Origin of the sequence: Paenibacillus xylanivorans (genome assembly GCF_001280595.1) — a bacterium.
In the GTDB taxonomy this organism is placed as follows: domain Bacteria; phylum Bacillota; class Bacilli; order Paenibacillales; family Paenibacillaceae; genus Paenibacillus; species Paenibacillus xylanivorans.
The window spans coordinates 39,211-58,228 of the sequence record NZ_LITU01000033.1; the positions used below are offsets into that span (position 1 = coordinate 39,211).

The 19,018-nt window shown below is 38.8% G+C and carries 13 protein-coding genes and 4 pseudogenes; 13 read left to right on the forward strand and 4 right to left on the reverse strand.

Annotated elements, in window-relative coordinates; translation table 11 throughout:
• The first annotated feature begins 709 nt into the window (after positions 1 to 709).
• The 3 genes and pseudogenes from AMS66_RS03665 to AMS66_RS03670 all read left to right on the forward strand — a co-directional run.
• Positions 710 to 1,342: a copper amine oxidase N-terminal domain-containing protein gene (locus AMS66_RS03665; protein ID WP_053779497.1), complete on the forward strand. Its 633-nt coding sequence runs from the start codon at positions 710 to 712 to the stop codon at positions 1,340 to 1,342.
• A gap of 285 nt (positions 1,343 to 1,627) precedes the next feature.
• Positions 1,628 to 1,774: pseudogene (locus AMS66_RS34635) on the forward strand (GIY-YIG nuclease family protein); the annotation flags it as partial.
• Positions 1,775 to 2,721: 947 nt separating this feature from the next.
• Positions 2,722 to 3,171 (forward strand): annotated as a pseudogene (locus AMS66_RS03670) (12-oxophytodienoate reductase); the annotation flags it as partial.
• A gap of 106 nt (positions 3,172 to 3,277) precedes the next feature.
• On the opposite strand, the gene AMS66_RS33070 reads toward AMS66_RS03670, so the two are convergent.
• From AMS66_RS33070 to AMS66_RS03685, 4 genes are all read right to left on the reverse strand, one after another.
• On the reverse strand, positions 3,278 to 3,415 hold the full coding sequence (locus AMS66_RS33070) for a hypothetical protein (RefSeq protein WP_201782137.1): 138 nt from the start codon (positions 3,413 to 3,415) through the stop codon (positions 3,278 to 3,280).
• A 178-nt stretch (positions 3,416 to 3,593) separates the two neighbouring features.
• A complete protein-coding gene (locus AMS66_RS03675; protein ID WP_053779498.1) occupies positions 3,594 to 3,983 on the reverse strand; it encodes a winged helix-turn-helix transcriptional regulator in 390 nt (129 codons plus the stop codon).
• A gap of 221 nt (positions 3,984 to 4,204) precedes the next feature.
• A complete protein-coding gene (locus AMS66_RS03680) occupies positions 4,205 to 5,164 on the reverse strand; it encodes a TIGR03571 family LLM class oxidoreductase (RefSeq protein WP_053779499.1) in 960 nt (319 codons plus the stop codon).
• Between the two features lie 13 nt (positions 5,165 to 5,177).
• Positions 5,178 to 6,389, reverse strand: coding sequence for an MFS transporter (locus tag AMS66_RS03685; RefSeq protein WP_053779500.1), 1,212 nt, complete (start codon positions 6,387 to 6,389; stop codon positions 5,178 to 5,180).
• Positions 6,390 to 7,645: 1,256 nt separating this feature from the next.
• Between AMS66_RS03685 and AMS66_RS31565 the strand changes: the two are divergent.
• The 10 genes and pseudogenes from AMS66_RS31565 (at position 7,646) to AMS66_RS03730 (ending at position 18,082) form a co-directional block, all read left to right on the forward strand.
• A pseudogene (locus AMS66_RS31565) lies at positions 7,646 to 8,045 on the forward strand (heme-binding protein).
• Between the two features lie 159 nt (positions 8,046 to 8,204).
• Positions 8,205 to 9,047: an aldo/keto reductase gene (locus AMS66_RS03695; protein ID WP_144424402.1), complete on the forward strand. Its 843-nt coding sequence runs from the start codon at positions 8,205 to 8,207 to the stop codon at positions 9,045 to 9,047.
• Positions 9,048 to 9,166: 119 nt separating this feature from the next.
• Positions 9,167 to 9,961 (forward strand): SDR family NAD(P)-dependent oxidoreductase, encoded by a 795-nt coding sequence (locus AMS66_RS03700; protein ID WP_053779502.1) that lies wholly within the window; start codon positions 9,167 to 9,169, stop codon positions 9,959 to 9,961.
• Between the two features lie 536 nt (positions 9,962 to 10,497).
• Entirely contained in the window at positions 10,498 to 11,508 is a 1,011-nt protein-coding gene (locus tag AMS66_RS03705) for an aldo/keto reductase (protein ID WP_053779503.1), read from the forward strand.
• A gap of 19 nt (positions 11,509 to 11,527) precedes the next feature.
• Positions 11,528 to 11,944 carry an SRPBCC family protein gene (locus AMS66_RS03710; RefSeq protein WP_053779504.1) on the forward strand — a complete coding sequence of 139 codons (417 nt, stop codon included), beginning with the start codon at positions 11,528 to 11,530 and terminating at the stop codon, positions 11,942 to 11,944.
• A gap of 173 nt (positions 11,945 to 12,117) precedes the next feature.
• The gene (locus AMS66_RS33075; RefSeq protein ID WP_236703155.1) at positions 12,118 to 12,291 is read left to right on the forward strand and encodes a hypothetical protein; all 174 of its coding nucleotides are present in this window, start codon (positions 12,118 to 12,120) and stop codon (positions 12,289 to 12,291) included.
• A pseudogene (locus AMS66_RS34640) lies at positions 12,291 to 12,779 on the forward strand (family 1 glycosylhydrolase); the annotation flags it as partial. The gene AMS66_RS33075 and the pseudogene AMS66_RS34640, both read left to right, overlap by 1 nt.
• A gap of 89 nt (positions 12,780 to 12,868) precedes the next feature.
• Complete coding sequence (locus tag AMS66_RS03720) at positions 12,869 to 13,528, forward strand: hypothetical protein (protein ID WP_053779505.1); 660 nt, start codon at positions 12,869 to 12,871, stop codon at positions 13,526 to 13,528.
• Positions 13,529 to 14,049: 521 nt separating this feature from the next.
• Positions 14,050 to 14,889, forward strand: coding sequence for a hypothetical protein (locus AMS66_RS03725; protein ID WP_053779506.1), 840 nt, complete (start codon positions 14,050 to 14,052; stop codon positions 14,887 to 14,889).
• On the forward strand, positions 14,882 to 18,082 hold the full coding sequence (locus tag AMS66_RS03730) for a DEAD/DEAH box helicase (RefSeq protein ID WP_053779507.1): 3,201 nt from the start codon (positions 14,882 to 14,884) through the stop codon (positions 18,080 to 18,082). The genes AMS66_RS03725 and AMS66_RS03730 overlap by 8 nt, the downstream gene beginning before the upstream one ends.
• Positions 18,083 to 19,018: the final 936 nt, after the last annotated feature.

Sequence of the window (19,018 nt, forward strand, 5' to 3'; positions counted from 1 at the left end):
TACATCTAAACATAGATTACTTGCACTTAAAGCTTTATTAAGTACCATAATACATGAAAATGTTCACAATGTTATGTGACAACTGACAAGATGAGAGGTTAAACACGGTTGCTCGGTATTAAAAAGGCGAAATATCGGACTGAAAATAGCTGCTGAGGACAAGAACATGTTCCTGTTGCCGATTAGGCGTGTATCTAATCGTCATCTTGCCCTTCAATTCATTAAACTAACTGGCAGGTTACACTAACGGTAGAGCGTACTGAGAGGGATTACAATCTTAAAGTGGCATTATTGTTGAGCGTGTAAGAGTAGATGGGAACGTAATCGTTCTGAATTTAACGGCGAAGATATTGCCGATTTGCGCAGTTGACAAACTTGGCATCCGTCCAAACTATTTCCATCTTAGTAATTAGGCAAAAGCCAGTCGATTCTTGAAAGGAGGATCAATTCTATCCAATCTTAGGCGGGCATTGCAAGATTTATCTCAGAATTAATAAAGTGTCTAAACCTTTGATAGATAAGGTTAATGGCATATCGATTCCAGAAATCTAAAGGTTATTTGAGCTCCTAACAGCATAGCGTTGATGAATCTTCTTTTATTGAATTCTAAAGATAATTTAATTCTCGAAAATGGTAACCATATATTTATTTATCAGATATTGTATGATATGATACTTAGGAAAATAGTACCAGTCGGAGGGTGTAAATCGTGAAAAAAAAGTTGCTGGTTAGTTCTCTAGTATCTCTTTTGCTTTTATCAGGTACATCAAGTGTGTTAGCTCATCCAGGGAGAACCGATGCAAATGGTGGACATACGTGTTGGACCAATTGTGCCAAATGGGGACTAGAATATGGAGAATATCATTATCATGGCGGAGGTTCTTCCTCAAGTTCAAAGTCATCTAGTAGTTCGAGTAGCTCAACATCCAGTAGCTCTAGTTCATCTTCATCATCAAAATCTACAAAACCAAAAGAAACTAAGCCTCAATACACACAATCGTCTTTAAAAGTTTATGTAAACGATAAGAAAGTAAACTTTGCGAACAAACCTCTACAATTTGAAGAAAGTAACTTGATCCCACTGCGTGACATTTCAAAAGCTCTAGGTGCCTCATTTACATACGATGCTGGGAGTGGAACGATCGGTTTAACAAAAAATAAGTACAAAGTAACGTTAACGCTGGGTAGTAAAACGGTATTTTACAATGGTATGTCTTCTACATTAAGTACCGCTCCAAAAGCCATTAACGGAATTACGTACATTCCTGTACAGGCTATTAAGGGTTTGGGTGCATCTATGAAATTTACTTCAAGCAATAACACATTAAATATTGAAATCTAGACTACTCCGTGGAGGGCGCTTGCTCTCCATTTTCTTTGAATTAAGTTAGAAAGCGTGTACCACTTACTGTATTGTTTCTTTAGAATTATCGGATGTTCAAGCTCACTAATACATACCTTGGAGTGAACGAATGTTAACTAAAAAGTACCTGCTAAAACAATGGTTGGTTAACCATCAGCAATATTTATTTTCTATTCCGCCAGGGAACATGAATCTAGATCAGGCAGTTATTCTAAAACAAATAAAACAATTAGTTAAAGGTAGCTTTCAAGATACTATCTATATCTTATTGAAATAGAAGGAATTATACCAGTGTACGTTGGGCGTAGTAATAACCCTCTCAATCGTTGGAAAGCTCATTTAAAAGGCATAAAGAAGGGAAAAGGATTGTATGAAGAGTGTCGTACACTTCTACTTGATGATGCTGGATAAAGTTGGCTTATTTATTCTCGCAGATTCCGTTTTATCTCAGCCGCCAATCCCTGGGTTTCCTTGCACCATTGGTTCGGTTGAATATCAGCTGTGAGTTTGATATCCGATGCTTATCCAAATACTCTTTTAAATCATGAAGGGAATAGACGATGATTCCATTTAATGAATGGCTTAAATCGAACAGAGGATTTTCGTTTGTTCCGTTATTTGAGACAGATGCAGGCTCTTAACTTGTACAAACCAAATTGAAAGTTGTAAACCAAACTGAAAGACGATTACTCAAACGGTCTACTCTCATGGAGGATGCTATCATTAATACGATTGAGTCAAATATCAATGATCCGAGATGGGAGGGAATCATCTATGTAATGGGAACAGGAGATTTAGATGATTTTATCCCTTTATATATAGGTAAGGCAGATAAAAAAGGGGTTAAAAATGAGTTCATTGTAAACATAAAGAGCATCCGCAAGAACTATCACATGTTTGCTAGGTGGGGGATGAACTTGCATATCATATCGGAGATTTGAGTCAGGCTCTTTTTAAATTTGAAGGCTATAAGAAACTTAGTTTTTTTGGGTTATAAAACAAAAATAAAAACGTAGTAAAGTACAAACATAATTAATAAGGTTAGGAGACATAGTATGATGTCGCGGGACAAGAACATTGTTCCATTCAAAGTCGCTATTATAGCGGCTTTTTTGTTTTAAGGAACCAAGTTCTTGTCCCAAGCTGAGGACAAGAACATTGTACCATTGCCGAAAAGGACAAGAACATTGTGTCATCTCGGATTAGGTAGTTATCTAAATAGCATCATGATGGAACTCCTGTGGCGAGATAAAAGTACATTAATATAAGACTTCGCTTGAGTAACGATTTTTTTGTATCAGAACTAGGTTTTTTCTGACCTAAGGCAAGACTTAGTGCCATTGCTGAAAAGGTTAATCCCAATCGTACTGCGTTTATCTCAGTGGAAGACGGAAAATTATCAAGCTAAACTGGCAGAAACACCGGAATTGCTGGAGCAGCTTCTGACACCGTTGATTCGTGCTGGTGTCGATATTTTCCATTGTTCTACACGTCGTTTCTGGGAGCGAGAATTCGAAGGTTCTGATCTGAATTTAGCTGGATGGATCAAGAAACAGTCTGGTAAACCGACAATCACAGTTGGATCAATTGGTCTTGACGGTGATTGTACAAGCCTGTTCACGGAAGGTAAAGGGGCAAGCAACGTCGGCATTGATGGATTGGTCCAACGACTTGAGAATAATGAGTTTGATCTGGTCGCTGTTGGACGTGCGCTTCTGGTCGACCCGGTATGGGCTATAAAAATTCAAGAAGGACGTATTGACGATCTAGTTCCATTTACAAGAGATGCGATGACAATACTTACTTAATTGGAGTTATACTTATTGGGGATATTCATCTTATAAAGTAGTGGCAGACCAAGATTAGCGGTCCACCACTGCTTTTCTTTGTTTCCAGTAGCTGTTAAACTTCATATTACAATCCGTCCAATCTTAAAAAAGAAGAGGTCTGCAGCTTTTTACGACGGAACAGAACACTCTTCGTATTGTCCTCAGCGATGATGTAGAAATAGTACACAATAATAGAAACGGTTGCAATTCCAGTAGCAGACATGTACATTACACTGTAAAAAGAGTGAAGCGGCTTTTTTTTCTGTAAAAGTTCTTGTCCCATGTAGAGGACAAGAACTTTGTTCCTTTGATATCTTTTATCAAAGAAACCATCATTCGGTTTTACTCTTTGTACACTTGAAAGGAGTGCGACTCTAAGCCTATTGCAAATAATGATTACTCTAAATTATTTCAGTGATTTTCTCTCCAGAGAATCTACTTTCTAGTTCTTCTATATTTAGTAATACATTTTTATGTGGGTATTTAATATCGATGTGTTTCTCCCCCCAATTGCAAAGTGCGTCTAAAATATCTGAAAGGGTTAGCCCATACTCTGTTAGTGAGTATTCAACTCTGGGTGGAACTTGATTATAAATTACTCTACGAATGATACCATCTTTCTCGAGCTCTCTTAATTGTTGTGTCAGCATTTTTTGTGTGATACCAGGCATCAAGCGTTTTAACTGCCCTGTTCGTCTTGTTGACTTAGTTAAATAACATAAGATAACGACCTTCCATTTTCCACCAATTACCTCCAAGGCAGCTTCTACAGGAATATTATATTTAATCATATTGAGATCCTCCCTAAGTTTAATCGGTGGCATCAAGTTCTTTAAGGACAAATCCCCTGGTTTTAAGCAGAGTATCTTGCTCGCTTTGATCTATATCTATCTGGCCAGCCAGAGTAACCCTGCTGGACCAGATTTTATTCAAAAAGGAATCTCTAATAGCTCTTGTGGATTCCCCTATTATATGCTGTTAAAAATCAAGATGTTAGTGAACTGGACCACATTCAAACCCTAATTTCAAGTGGTAGAAAGTGAGGCAATACGTATTCTCCTAATTCATGAATGACCTCATCAGCTGGTCGAAGACTGTCAAATAGAGCAAAAAAGAGATGATTAACCCCAATCTTTTTATATATTTTAAGAAGCTCTAACAATTTATTGCGTCCGATTCGAAAACCCAATCGAATGGGGGTTGCGTCTTCATCGGGATCCTCCGCTAAATCAAGATGCATAGGCATAGTGAAAGGGCGAAATGCTGATTGATATTGTCGAGCTGCAGACTCTCGCCATGCATTAATAACTTCTAACTGTCGTAGTGGTGCCTGTGGGTAATACATCCATCCGTCACCGTTTACTCCAAGCCAGTCCAAATCTTGCTGGGCAAAGCCGGTTATCATTGTAGGAATTCTTTGCTTGAGTTTCGGTACGAGTGTCGCTTGCTCAATATGCCCATAACGTGAGTCGATTGTAGGATAATGCTCATAAAGTGCCTTTTCCAGATAAGATAACCCTTGGCGGAACTGAGCGCCCCGACTCAGATATTCGACCCCTAGCCCTTTAAAATCAGCCCGCCTGTCTCCGGAAGAAACACCCATGATCAGCCTTTCGGGAAAAAGTGCTTCGATGGTGGCAACTTCCTTCGCCAGTCTAAGTGGATGGCGAAGAGGGAGTACCAATGCAGAGGTTCCAATAGCGATTTGTTTGGTCTGGCTAAGCAAGTGTGTCCCGAAAATCAGAATATCATAAATCTGACCGACAGCAGGATCCCCGAAGTTGGGATCTTCCAATATAGCGTCTCTGAGCCACAACGATGTAAAACCGTATGTTTCAGCAGTCTGAGCTAACTCAATTTGATGTGCCATCGTCGGCGTTTTCATATGATAGTTTTCTAATGGAATATGAAGACCGAGCGTTAATTCACCTTCTTTGTAGGTTCTTTGGTAAGCTTGATGATGCTCATACATACGAACTCTCCTTTCATGATTTTCTTTCTAACTTGGCAGAAATACCTGTGAGTAGGATTGCTAGGATAACCATTAGAGCACCAATCCAAGGAGTATGCACAAGCCCCATAGAATCAATGACGATCCCGCCGATTACCGAACCCACTGCAATTCCGATGTTGAATGCTGCAATATTAATCGCTGAAGCAACTTCGACAGCTGAAGGGGCGTACCTTTCAGAAAGTTGGACAATGTTTAACTGCAAACCAGGTACGTTCATGAAGGCAAATAGACCCATTAAGATGACACCAGTGACACCAGCCACTTTAAATGGTGCGAGGAATGTCAAAAGGATTAGAACTGCCGCTTGAACAACAAACATCCAAAATAGTGCACGTATCGGATTCTTATTGGCAAACTTCCCTCCAATTGAGTTACCAAATGCAACAGCAACACCATAAGCGATCAAGATGATATTAATCATTCCTTGGCTTACCCCGGTCACATCGTGAAGGAGTGGAGTTAAATAAGTAAAAGCGACAAATGTGCCTCCGTAACCGAGTGTCGTGATCAGAAAGCCCATAATCAATCGTCCATTTGTGAGCAGTCGGACCATATCGGAGAATTTGGCTGGAGGAGATTGTTTCAGATTTTTAGGGATCAGTACGGCGCTGGATATGATCGCAATAACACCAAACAATGCAACACACCAAAAAGTTGCTCTCCAGTCAAAGACTTGGCCGATAAAAGTTCCCAAAGGAACACCAGTAACAATAGCAATAGTAAGACCAGTGAACATGAGTGCGATTGCACTACCTTTTTTTCCTGGAGGTACTAACTGAACAGCAATCGTCGCTCCAATAGAGAAAAAGACGCCATGAGAAAATGCTGTGATAAAACGTGCAATTAAGAGTACTTCAAATGATGGTGAAAGGGCTGCGACAACATTACCGATAATAAAAACTACCATCAAAGACATAAGCAAAGATTTGCGACTCATTCGATTGGTTAGAGCTGTGAGTATAGGAGCTCCCACAGCAACCCCAATCGCATAACCTGAAATAAGAAGACCAGCCAGAGTGATACTGATATTTAAACTATTGGCGATGGATCCAAGAAGCCCTACTGGAACAAACTCAGTTGTCCCAATGCCAAATGCGCTAATAGCAAGGGCAAGTAGTCCCCAGGAGCCTGACTTTGACTCTGCTTTACGCTGAGATGCTGGCTTATCAATATTTTGATTCATGATTCCTCCTGAAGTTAATTTATGTTGAATTGAAGTAAGCTTAGCGTTCCTTCGCTTCATGAGTGCTAGTATATAGCCGTTAAATTATTTTGATAAGTACGTACTTTTTAGTTATATAGGTACTCAAAGGTACCTATTATCTGAAGGAGAGTGTAAATGGTAAATAGTAATATCAATCAAAAATCACACCTAAATGTTCGTATTAAGAAGTCTAGTATGATTTGAAGTTTTGTTATATTTAGCAGGGTATGCAAAACCCTCAGGGAATTGATTAATTTATGCTTTACTAGGCAAGGTATGGTGAATTGAGTGAAATGTCCGCAAAAGTTCATGAGACACTCATGAGCATTTTTCATTTAACATTAGGATAATAGCGATATCCTAAAATCTTGAATAGAAGAGAACTAAAAATCACTATGCGAAACACCCACCAATGACGGCACACTTAAAATGGCTCGTTCTCATTATTGTTTTGAGCGATGGATCAAGAAGTGTCCCCTCGGGATGTTACTATTGCATTTCAAAATAGCTGGCAGTAGGAATACTTCTTTAGACGTTAATAGATGAAAGACCATAGACTAACCAAACTGCTGCTCGACGAGCGCCTCTACGTTCATCGATGCGTCTGAATAGGATTCAGTTCATTTGTCAATTCTTGATATCGATTGCACGCTGCTTCAATAAGTGCCGTTTAGTTGATTTTTGAGGGTTACATTTGCCTACTTCTTTCGTTATATGCTGTCACAAGACTAATCTAATCCATTAACAAAGGAGTTCAGAAACAATTGAATACCTTTATTTGCGGAGAACGCTTCTGAAAAAGGCCAACAGGCACTTTTAAGTACCTATAGCACAAAAAAGTACGTACTTTTAATATGTATTGTCATGTAACATAATATTTCTTGCCGGCAAGGTTAGACAAAATTCGAATAGTAACATCATTGGCGCTAATAGTTTTGGTTAGTTTTAAATCCATGAAATTTTCTCTAAATTTAGATATTCATGGTTTGCTTATAACAAAAGGTTTTGAAATATTACTTGAAGCTCGTAATGCTTTCACCTTATTTACATGGTCATTACCTCTAAAATCGCTACGGATATAATTCCGAATCTATCTGTTTTAAAACTAAATTATTATGCAATTTTGAATATTCACTCTAAGTAATCCTGCTTATGAATTGCAGCGTTTAAAAACTTAGCGACTTGTAAGATTTAGATGATTAAAACAATATGCATAATCCATGAGGAGAAACTTTATGAGCACCACATATTTTGAACAAAAAATGGAAAGTATTAAAAAAGATGAGATAATGCTGCAATTCACTTCTTTTTCTAACGAAGATGCCCTTCTTTTAGGTTTATCTATTGTTGATATGGCTAAACAAGCACGAAAACAAATTGCCGTAAATATAACAAAAAATGATGTACAGTTGTTCCACTTTATGATGACGGGAACTACTCAGGAAAATAATGAGTGGAATGTCTTTTCATGAAGTACATCTATTGGATGTTAATAAATATGCAGCGTATGGTGGGGCTTTTCCTATTATGCTGAAAGGCACTGGGATAATCGGGGTCGTTACGGTATCCGGATTAACCCCTGAAGAAGATCATGAATTGGTTACAAAAGCAATTCGTTTATTTTTAGATAAATAAAGTTCTTGTGGGAATCGCTATAAGTTAGAGCTAATCAATTTTGTTCAAAGATATGTAATCCAAAGCAGATGGAGAGCTTTTTTTCAAAATCTCGAGTATAATCTGTTGACCAAAATGATTTCAAATAAATCCATGCAGATAAAATAGGAGGAATTTTCAGTGATAAATAATTTACAAGATACAGTCACTCTACACAATGGTGTAAAAATGCCAGGATTCGGTCTAGGAGTCTTTCAAGTAGAAGAAGGTCTAGAGCTGGTAAATGCCGTTAAATTAGCCATCAAACATGGTTACCGTAGTATCGATACAGCAGCGATTTATGGAAATGAAGAAGGTGTAGGTCTAGGTATCCGTGAAGGACTACAAGAAGCTGGTATCTCACGAGAAGAGATATTTGTCACTTCAAAAGTATGGAATGCAGACTTAGGATATGAATCGACGATCGCAGCTTATGAAACAAGTCTAAAGAAACTGGGATTAGAGTATTTAGATCTTTATCTTATTCACTGGCCAGTTGAAGGGAAATACAAAGAAGCTTGGCGTGCTTTAGAAACCCTTTATAAAGAAGGGCGTGTAAAAGCTATCGGTGTAAGCAATTTCCAAATTCGCCATCTTGAAAACTTAATGAATGACGCAGAAATTAAACCCGTAATCAATCAGGTGGAATGTCATCCACGTTTAACACAAAAAGAGCTTCAAGCCTTTTGTGAAAAACATGGTATTCAACTAGAAGCTTGGTCTCCTTTAATGCAAGGTGAACTATTGAACAATGATGTTTTAACAAAAATCGCTGTTAAATATAATAAATCTGTAGCCCAAGTGATTTTACGCTGGGATATACAGAATGGTATTATTACCATTCCAAAATCAACCAAAGAGCATCGTATTGTAGAAAATGCTGCTATTTTTGGCTTCGAACTAACAAAAGAAGATATGAAACTCATCGATGAAATGAATCAAAATCACCGCATAGGGCCAGATCCTGACAATTTTGATTTTTAATTAGTAGTAAAGAGCTAGACACATTTAGTTTGTCTGTCTAGCTCTTTTTTTTTTAATAAATACCTATTATTCTTTTTTCACCATTTGAAGTGTCAACTCAATATATGGAGGAATGTAAAATGAAATTGAATTTACAAGGGAAAATCGCACTTGTTACAGGATCAACTGCAGGTATTGGCAAGGCTATTGCCTTTTCATTAGCGGCTGAGGGTGCTACGATTCTTATTAACGGGCGACGGGAAAAAAAGGTGCTTGAAACCATCAATGAAATTCAGAAACAATACCCTCAAGCCACTCTAAAGCCAGCTGTTTATGATTTAGGAACGGAACAAGGCTGTCAACAGATATTCAATGAATATCCAGAAGTAGATATCTTGATCAATAATTTGGGCATATTCGAACCCATTGATTATTTTGACATCCCAGATGATGATTGGTTTCGTTTCTTTGAAGTGAACATTATGAGCGGTGTTCGGCTAACTCGCTCCTACCTTAAGAAAATGATTCACAAAGAAGAAGGCAGAGTTGTCTTTATTGCAAGTGAGGCAGCTATTATGCCATCCCAGGAAATGCCACATTACAGTGCAACAAAAACCATGCAATTGTCTCTTTCCCGTAGTTTAGCAGAGTTATGTAAAGGTACAAATGTCACTGTAAATACAGTAATGCCAGGCTCAACTCTAACCGAAGGTGTAGAGACTATGTTAAATAGTCTTTATCCGAATGAAAACTTAACAATGGATAAGGCCGAAAAGCGTTTCATGAGTGAGAACCGTCCTACTTCTATAATAGAACGATTCATTCGTCCAGAAGAAGTTGCACATTTTGTTACGTTCTTAAGTAGTCCACTTTCCTCAGCTATTAATGGCTCTGCATTGAGAATAGACGGTGGATTAGTACGTAGTGTGTTCTAAATAAAAAAGTCTACAAGTAATGTGGACTTATTCGTAATTTATCCATCTTTGAGACGGTATATGAGCAAAGCAGGAACGATTTATCCTCTCAAGATGACTTAAAGGATTACCAAAGAGTAAGCATCCAGATCTGATGAACTAATTGAATTAAACGGAAATGAAATAAGTTACGCCTCTATTTTTAAAACAAAGGATCATATCGTATTAGCCTGTCTAATTCGCGTTCGCGCTATAGTTTTAGGGCTGACCAGTGATCCTAATCGCGATGTTCAGAGTTTGGAATTTCATTCGGGGACAAGTGATGCTCTTAAGCAGATACAGGAAACAAAGGTTACTTATATCAGCGGACTCTGACCAACTGGGAAACCTATATTACTTTTTAGTTCCTATATAACTTTAAAGTGCGTACTATTTTTTTCTGTTTAGATGTTTCATAATCAATTTTGTCAGACGATGAAATGACATTTGTTGATTTGGTCAGTCATTGATTTCTGACATAAAGAATTTAAATATAATTTTAGGAGGGTTTATTATATATGAAAAATATACTGCAAGGGAAACTAGGTTTTGGTTCTGCACCGTTAGGTAATATGTTCCGTAATATCCCAGAAGAAGAAGCTATAGCAACTGTAGATGCTGCTTGGGAGAGTGGTATTCGTTACTTTGACACAGCCCCATTCTATGGAGCTGGGTTATCCGAGATTCGCCTTGGTGAAGCACTGTCGAAAAGAAATCGCAATGACTACGTTTTAAGCACAAAAGTGGGTCGAATCATATCGGAAGAACTAGAAGACCCATCTGCACGTGATTTAGGAGAAAAAGGGGGGCTTTTCGAATTCGGCCGTAAGAATAAAATCATCCCTGATTATAGCGCGGATGCAACTCTTCGCTCTATCGAGCAGAGTTTAAAACGTTTAAAAACAGATCGTCTGGACATTGTTTATATTCATGATATAGCGCAGGACTTTTATGGAGATGAGTGGCTTTCTAAATTTGAAACTGCCCGAACTGGAGCATTCCGTGTGCTTACACGTTTACGTGAAGAAGGAGTAATTAATGCTTGGGGACTAGGAGTAAACCGGGTAGAACCAATTGAAATCATACTGAATTTAGAAGAAGTGAAACCAGATGTTTCCTTGCTAGCTGGTCGTTACTCATTGTTGGACCATGAGCATGCGCTACAACGAGTAATGCCTTCAGCTGAAGAAAATAATATGGACATTATCGTTGGTGGTCCATATAACTCAGGTGTTCTTGCAGGAGGTACCCACTTCGAGTATCAAAAAGCGTCACCAGAAATTATTGCAAAAGTTGAGAAAATCAAAAATATTGCAGATCGTCATCAAATCAGCGTCAAGGCTGCTGCTTTGCAATTTGTACTCGCTAATCCGACAGTTGCTGCTGTCATTCCTGGTGCTAGCCGCCCTAAACGAATCGAAGAGGATAAGGCTGCATTGAACACAGTGATACCGGCTGCATTCTGGGAGGAAATGCGAGAACAAAAACTGGTAGCACCTAATGCACCACTACCAATCATCGTTAAATAAAAAGGAGAGAGTGAATAAAATGACACATACTACCATTACTATTAAAATTTACGCTTCACCTGAACATGTTTGGCAATTAATCGGTGGTTTTGACTCCCTTGCAGACTGGTTACCTTATATACCTAGCAGTAAAGTAACAGAAGGTGGACGTGTACGTCATCTGGCTAATCCTGATGGTGATGCAATTGTAGAGCGCTTGGAAGTATTCAATGATAAGGAGCGCTACTACACCTATTCAATTATGAAAGCACCTTTTCCGGTTACTGATTATTTATCCACAATCCACGTTATGGAAGGTACTGATGGTGAATCATCGTTGGTAGAGTGGTCTGGCAGTTTCACGCCTGTAGGTGTTAGTGACGAAGAGGCTATTGACCTGTTCCATGGCATCTATAAAGATGGTTTAGAGGCATTACATCAAGCATTTCTTGATTGAAGATCTATTAATACAAAAAGGAGTGTATCAAAGTCCAAATTGGAACTTTGATACACTCCTTTTAGGTTTGTTACAAGACAAGAACTTACATACTTAGAAGTCGGATAGCCAAAAGCTTTTTTCGATATCAGAAAAAAACTATTGATCATAAGCATAACCTCAGTACAACTGATTTGAGAGAGGCATTAGCAGAAGTACTAAGCAATCCGCTTTATAAACAGCAGGCTTACCTCATCGGTGAATCTTTATGGCAAGCTGGCGGTTACAAGCGGGCCGTCGAAATGATTATGAGTCATCTGGCTTCAGCCCAGGGTAATATCTCCAATACCAAGTTGAATACCAAATAGGTTTCCAACTAAAACCAAACGAAGAAGGATTGCAGTTCTATGACAATGTCTTTGCCGAGCTGAAAAAATATAATATCGAACCACTGGTGACCATTTCTCATTATGAAACGCCACTCGGTACTGACCCAGAAGTATAATGGCTGGGCTTCATGTGAAGTGATCGATTGTTATATCCGATATTGTATAACCCTTTTCAACCTTTATACGGATCAGGTGAAATATTGGCTTACGTTTAACGAGATCAACTGTCTGACATTGCCATTTGGATCATACCTAGCATCGAGCATCCTGTTTGAAGGCAAAGAAACGTTGGAGGACGGCATTGACGATCCACAGACTCGCTTCCAGGCACTGCATCACCATTCGTAGCAAGTGTGAATGCAGTCAAACTTGGACAAAAAATTAACCCCGATTTTCAAATTGGCTTTATGCTCGCGTTCATGACAACCTATCCGAACACCTGTAATCCAGACGACATATTGATCGCATAGAAGAAGGATCAGACTTCGAATATGATCTGTGGAGATGTTCAAATGTTGATGTAACAACATATGCATCAGAGAATAATGATGGCAAGGTGTATATAGCAAAAAGGAAGTTAGGAAGTACGGTAGAAAATCAGAGCTGGGATGAATCAAACCCTAAGGATTTAATTAAAGAGATCAGAGAGAAATATTCGGACCAAGATGATAGAAAGCAATTCCGTAGGATCGTTCGTTATCTTAAACGTTGGAAAGATGTTCAGTTTAAAGGGACTACTTATGGTAAGCCTACTGGTATTGCTCTAACCTCAATTGTTTATCATAATATGCAGGTTAAAACAGAAGTTATAGACTTCTTTTCTCGAGAAAAAAAATATCGTGACAGTGAAGCTCTTATCCATCTTATCTCTACGTTTCTTTCAACATTCACCACAAGATTTGAGGTTGAAGAGGGCGAAGTTGTTCAATATCCATATGTAGAAGTAAACTTACCAGTTGCTCCTTACCCTAATTTGCTCGAAAGAATGACCCTGAAACAAATTAAGGTACTCAAAGAGAAGTTAGAGAAGCTCCTTGCGTGTCTTATAGAGGCAAGAGATGAGGTCGATAGCGCAGATGGGGCAACTATACTTAGAAAACAATTTGGAGACGATTTTCCTGTGCCTTCGAAAGATCCTGGGCAAAGAGCTGCGATTCCAGCTATAATTCCGTGTCCAAGGACAAGAACATTGTTCCATTCAAAGTCGCTATTTTAGCGGCTTTTTTGATTTAAGGAACCAAGTTCTTGTCCCAAGCGGAGGACAAGAACTTGGTTCCTTTGCCGAAAAGGACAAGAACATTGTGTCATTGCGGATTAGATTGTTATCTAAATATTATCATGACAGAACTGATGTGGTGGGATAAGGCTCCAATCGTTCTCTGAAGGGAAAAACTCTGTTCCATTACGGAGAAGAGTGGGAACAAGGTGTCACTGTCGAGAATAAATATTTGATCTTTTTCATTGAACTAACCCTTAGATTTATCGGGGGAAAAAGAGAAAACCGTGTAGACAACAATGAAGTTGTTAGAGGAGTAGCAGGGGAATTCCTTTTATCGTCGAAATAACTATTAAGTGCTATTTGTGTGTTCATCATGTGCAAGATCCCATTTATTTTAATTTACATATAGAGGGTTGTTTATTAGCTATGTAATTAATTTATAGGAACGCAGGATATAGGCACTTTGTACAGATGTTGTACAAATAAAGACTTAATACTATTTTATAGGTGGTCAAATTATGACAGGGATTCTTTCGCATACCGTAGATGTGGATGATAATATCACTGGTCATCTGTGGCAAGTCGAACAGATTACTGAGCTATCAAAAATTATAGCTATTATAGCTATCGGCCAAGCTGAACATGCAGCAGAAATAATTAATGAAATTGGTACTGCAGTACCAGTAAGGTCAAGTACCGAGTTATATGATGCTGCAAAAGAACAATTAATGATTCGTGGAAATAATCAAGATCAGTTGAATGTTTCCCGTTATCATCGGGATGGCTTTCTATTTGAATGTATATCTTGGATTGTTGCTCATCAAGAAGCAGATGAAAATACTTATATGAAAGACCCACATATAAGCGCAACGACTCAAGGACTTGATGGATTGGTTATTAAAATAGACCCTGAAGAAAAAACTTTATTACATTTAACTATTTGTGAAGACAAATGCACCGAATATCCGAGGAATATGTTTAGGGATAAAGTTATGACTGCTTTTTCAGATCATCACCAAAATAAGAAAAGTAGAGATTTACTAGCAAATGCAGTAGCACTAATCAAACAAACTGGATTAAAAGGCACAAAAGCAGTTGAAGCTGCAGGAAGAGTTCATGATAAAGCACATAGGACTTATCGTGCAGCGTTAACTGTCGAATCAGATATCTGTACTACTGAGAAACGTAAAAAGTTGTTTAAAGGTTATGAAGAATTAACGGACATCACTAAAGAACAGCGTGTCGGCGCTACATTTATTGTGCAATCCGAATTACGGGAATGGTTTCAATTGCTGGCGGAACATGTAATTCAATTTCTTGAAGAATTTGAAGCAGAGGAGGCAACAACAAATGTTTGATAGGCAGACATCCAGGTTCCTTGCTTCTGCTCCCAGTCTTCCCACTTTAGATTCAAATACACTTCCTGCTTTATTGACTCGTCATTATGCAGAACTAGTGTCTATTCGCCTTAGGAGTGAAGATGGTGCAGAAGGACGTGAATCAATAGATGAACAATGGCCACTAGAGAGAATAGCAGATGTTTATGAAACTATTGCTTCCCTTGAAGATGATGTGACGCTTCGCCAAGCCGCTGCATTCGTGGCCGGAACAGCCAGGCTAATTATTTCCAGGGCTAGTATACAACAATTAAGCGAATCGCGGAACTCTCCTATTGATCGAGATAGTTTAGATCCTTCCACAGCTGCCGCAGTTTTATTCTTGGCAGCAGCGCAGTATGCTGATGCATTCGAAGCAGTTAACTTTATTCCGAAATCAAGAGGGCCTTACATAATTCGAACCCTAGGTGATAATCTTAGGTCACTCGCTTCAGGAAGTCTTAACGAGATATTATTACGGGCGGATAATTGGCGAAAGGTAAAAATTGAAAGTGAGACATTGCAAGATTATGCCCTAAGCTCTCTAGTAACTGTATTGATTGAAGGTATAGAACTTTTAGCTGTTGAAATAATGTCATTACCTTCCTCCCCCGCTATGCATTCCAAGAAGTATTCGAATGCTAACGAGGCTTTTAATCATGTGATTAAATTATCTTATAAAGAAGGTAAACATTTGAGAATGACCTACGCGGGTCCATCTCATTTAGCTTCTTTACTTCTTTCCGCGGCTGAAACATTAAAAAATGCTTCTTTAACAAAACTTCCACCCCCGGATGGTGCAGATAAAGAATTTTGGAACGAATGGCTGCGTTTTAGGGCTGGTGAGATGCCCTATTTATGGCCAAATCATAAAGAAGCTATAGATAAAGGATTTTACCAAACAGGCCAATCCGCTGTTTTAATCCTTCCTACTGGCGCAGGCAAAACAACAGTGAGCGTATTGAAGATTGCAGGGACACTTGCAAGAGGGAAAAAGGTAGTATTTTTAGTGCCAACACATGCTCTTGTAGACCAACTCACCGAAGATCTACAAAATATTTTTCCTAATGATAAGTTTGGAATGGTTGTATCTAGTGACTTTGATTCACTTCTAATTGAAGGTGCACAACTTAAGCCCATTGAGGTGATGACACCAGAACGATGTCTAGCAATGTTATCTTTTGCGCCGGCTGTTTTTGAAAATGTAGGATTGCTCGTTTTTGATGAATGCCATATTCTAAGCCCACAATCGGGAAAAATAGGGCGCTCTTTAGATGGTATGTTATGCTTGCTATCATTTTGTAACGCTGTTCCTCATACAGATTTGTTATTTTTATCGGCTATGTTGAAAAATGGCCAACAGTTTGCGGAATGGGTGGAGTCATTGACAGGTCGTCCATGTGAAGCTATTGATCTTTTATGGAAGCCTAGTCGTCAAGCACGTGGAGTGGTTGTTTATGATGAATCCGAAATAGTTGCTGTTAGTAGAAGGGCAACCCAAAAACAACGTGAGATTAATAAAGAAAAAGGCAACATAGCGAAGACTCTAAGATCAGCAGCTAAAAAAGAACTGGTTGCCATCCCTAATGTAGTTTGGGGTTTGCAATATAACTGGCTGCCTACTCATTCAATAACTTCTACAAGAATCATGAATGAGCCTATACAATTAGGTGGGAATTTAAGTAGATATGGAGGCGTATGGGTTACTCCCAATGCGAACAAAGTCGCTGCAAAAATTGCTATACGTGCAAATAAAGCTAATCTTAAAACCATTATTTTTGTTAATACGAAGGATGATGCAGTAAGCACTTCACGAAGTATTTCCAGTGAACTTGAAGAGATAGAAAAGGTGGAATTAAATACAACAGAGGTAGAAATACAGAAAAGTTTAGAGATGGAGTTAGGAAACCTGAAACACTCAGTATTTGGTGAAAATGGCTTTTCATCAGTTCCACATAATTCTGCTATGCTTCGTCTAGAACGTATGTTATCAGAGAGGCTTTTCCGCAGAAGCAACGGAGCAAAAGTGATAGTTGCTACACCAACGCTGGCTCAGGGATTAAATCTTCCTGCGCATCTTGCTATACTTGCTGGTGATAAAAGGACCTCAAGCGAACAAGAACGAGAAGAACTGGAAGCACATGAATTATTGAACGCTGCAGCTAGAGCAGGCCGAGCTGGATACCTATCAAATGGGGTAGTGATTTTGATTCCCGAACCTGTTATCAACTTTAGACCCGGAATGAAGGCCAAAGCTGATTTGGAACGAAAGTTATTATCAGTTTTACCCGAGGATGACCGATGCGTTACTATCAGTGATCCTCTTGAGGTGGTACTTGATCGGATTTCTGAAGGTAATTTTAATGATAGAGAAGTTCGATATACAATAAATCGATTAGCTGTATTAACAGCTGAAGCTGATACGACTAATCCAAACGACTTTATATCCCATTCTCTTGGTGTATTTATGGCAAAGCAAAGGGGAGAAGAGGCAATATATATAAGAAAAATTGAGAGACTTTGGAAAGAGGCCAGAGAGGTTATTGAGAATGGACCACATCATGTTGAGGTAAGGATCGCATCCCAAAGCGGTGTTCCGCTAGATATACTACAGAGGCTCCGTCTGAAATTACTTGACTCAGTGGGGACATTACCCAATTCAATAACTGATTGGGTGACATGGACAATTGAATGGCTTTGTGCAGATAGTTTGTCTCGTGATCATTTGCTTAAGGATGTGAGTAAAGCTGTCTTAACAGCTGCAGGAAAAAGTGTGAATTTAACATTGGATAGTCCCTCGTTAATGGCAATACTTCCAGGAATACAGGGATGGATAAATGGAACTCCATTAAATGACATGGAGCGTAGCTTAGGAGGAGATCCAGAGGGAAATACTTTTACTCTAAGAGTTTGCCCCCGTGCTCGAGCATTGATATCTACGTTTATCCCTAGAGGTTTCTCATTTATATTGATGCTTGTGTCTAGAATGGTGGAGGAACTTAATCTATATGATTCCCAAGAGAATCTGGACAAAAGCATAGTAAACAACCTTTCAATAGCAGTAAGAAAGGGCTACAATAGTACTGATATCTTGGAGTTTTCAAATGGACATAAACACATCTACGGTCGTGTACATATACATAAACTTTATGGTCAAATCACAAAAGAAAACTAACTGCTTCATTAAAAGCCGCCAAACTAAATTGTTTAGCGGCTTGGATAAAATAAAAAGAGTGTTTATCAAGTCGCTACGGTTTCGGACAAGTGTACAACATGTCGAGGGACAAGAACTTGTGATGATTGCTAATTCATTAAGTTTACGGGCAGCTTAGTGCAACCAGAATATTTGAGAATAAGATACGGGTTCACCGTCTTCTGTCTTATAGCAAGTGTTCATTCGGAGCTTCCGAACTGGCGTCGTTGACGTTTGTACACTCAAATATAACAGGCTTCACCTTCTCGACATCTCCTCTGTGTGGCGAAAGCTCTCCACACAAGACAGTAAGAAAGATCATATCGCAGACGCAATCGTCGGCAACAGGGGGATATGTAATATATTTCGAAAAGCATTTGTAAAAATACTTGGGAACACACCGCTCTAGTAGCTTCCAACCAGCTATGTGATTAATTTCTGCTTCATCATCTGCAATCAGGCTTGCGAGGTCCTCACCCAAACAGCTCATCCGGATATATCCAGTCGATTAACACGATATTTCCCTCGGTATAGATCAAAAGTCCAGTGACATAGTACGAGGGCAACTACTCAATGCGAATTTAATGCCAGAACCGGCGCGTGCCAGCCGATGTTAGTGAGGAAAAACAAATTTTAAAAAGAATCATGAAAACAGTCACTTTCCCATAGAGGATAATTACTGTTCTCATATATTTTCACTGCAATTGTCTCACCTCCCATCATCTCGAGAATCTTTATCATATGTCAAATTACAATCAGTGCAGACCTCATATAGCTCTATATGATTTTCACATATACTAGCACCTGAGTATGTTTTGTATGTAGCTTCTGAATTACAATGAATACGGTCATTATAAATATTTTTATCCAAATAGCAGTGTGTTTCATCATAACTAGGGATTTCGGTCTCCAAACTCA

Bases quoted from the DNA above. Each gene is read 5' to 3' on its own strand.
- AMS66_RS33070 (WP_201782137.1), bottom strand. From the start codon at position 3,415: ATGTCTGCTACTGGAATTGCAACCGTTTCTATTATTGTGTACTATTTC.
- AMS66_RS03675 (WP_053779498.1), bottom strand. From the start codon at position 3,983: ATGATTAAATATAATATTCCTGTAGAAGCTGCCTTGGAGGTAATTGGT.
- AMS66_RS03680 (WP_053779499.1), bottom strand. From the start codon at position 5,164: ATGTATGAGCATCATCAAGCTTACCAAAGAACCTACAAAGAAGGTGAA.
- AMS66_RS03685 (WP_053779500.1), bottom strand. From the start codon at position 6,389: ATGAATCAAAATATTGATAAGCCAGCATCTCAGCGTAAAGCAGAGTCA.
- AMS66_RS03700 (WP_053779502.1), top strand. From the start codon at position 9,167: ATGAAATTGAATTTACAAGGGAAAATCGCACTTGTTACAGGATCAACT.
- AMS66_RS03705 (WP_053779503.1), top strand. From the start codon at position 10,498: ATGAAAAATATACTGCAAGGGAAACTAGGTTTTGGTTCTGCACCGTTA.
- AMS66_RS03710 (WP_053779504.1), top strand. From the start codon at position 11,528: ATGACACATACTACCATTACTATTAAAATTTACGCTTCACCTGAACAT.
- AMS66_RS03725 (WP_053779506.1), top strand. From the start codon at position 14,050: ATGACAGGGATTCTTTCGCATACCGTAGATGTGGATGATAATATCACT.
- AMS66_RS03730 (WP_053779507.1), top strand. From the start codon at position 14,882: ATGTTTGATAGGCAGACATCCAGGTTCCTTGCTTCTGCTCCCAGTCTT.